Raw genomic sequence first — 779 nt, forward strand, 5'->3', positions numbered from 1 at the left:
GTGTCGTTATCTAAGACCTTAATGATGGTTGGCGTATCTTCCACAACCGTCGCTTTATCTGCCACGATGTCCGCCACAGGCGCAACCGTGAAGTTCACCGTTTGGCTAACGCTTTCGCCGCTTGGATCGGTCGCCGTAAAGGTCAATGCTTCTGAGCCGTTCCAGTCTGCCGTTGGAGTGAACGTAGCAATACCATTGACGATCGCCACTTGAATGTTGCTATTACCAGAGACGCTAAACGTTAACTCGCCATCCACGTTATCCACATCACTGAAGGCCGTATTCAGATCGATGCTGTATGGCGTAAAGTCTTCTGCCAAGGTTTGGTCTGCAATGCTGCTTTCAACCACAGGCGCGTCGTTCACCGCATTTACGGTGACGTTGACCGTTGCTTGGTCAGTCAGTGCACCATCAGTAATCGTGTAAGTGATTTCGGCATCACCATTGAAGTTCTCAGCTGGTGTGAAGACCAACTTGCCATCAACAATCTCGACTGTCCCTTGCTCACTCGGCACAGACGCCGAATCAATGCTTAACGTATCACCATCGATGTCAGTACCGTTTGGCAAGACATCAATCGTCACTGGCGTGTCTTCATCAGTAATCGCCGTGTCATTGGTCGCCACTGGCGCATCATTCACTGGTGTGACATCGACGTTCACCGTGGTGGACTCACTGACCCCACCCGACGTGACGATGTAGGTGAAGCTGTCTGTACCATGGTAGTTATCGTTCGGCGTGTAGGTCACGCTGCCATCCGGGTTGACTGAGACCGTGCC

At 51.9% G+C, this 779-nt stretch carries 1 protein-coding gene; it reads right to left on the reverse strand.

All coding sequences use genetic code 11. The annotated features are described in order from the left end of the window. The coding region (locus R7Z50_RS26655) for a tandem-95 repeat protein (RefSeq protein WP_318149635.1) at positions 1-779 on the reverse strand (779 nt) is incomplete at both ends.

The organism is Vibrio sp. 1249-1, from assembly GCF_033340495.1.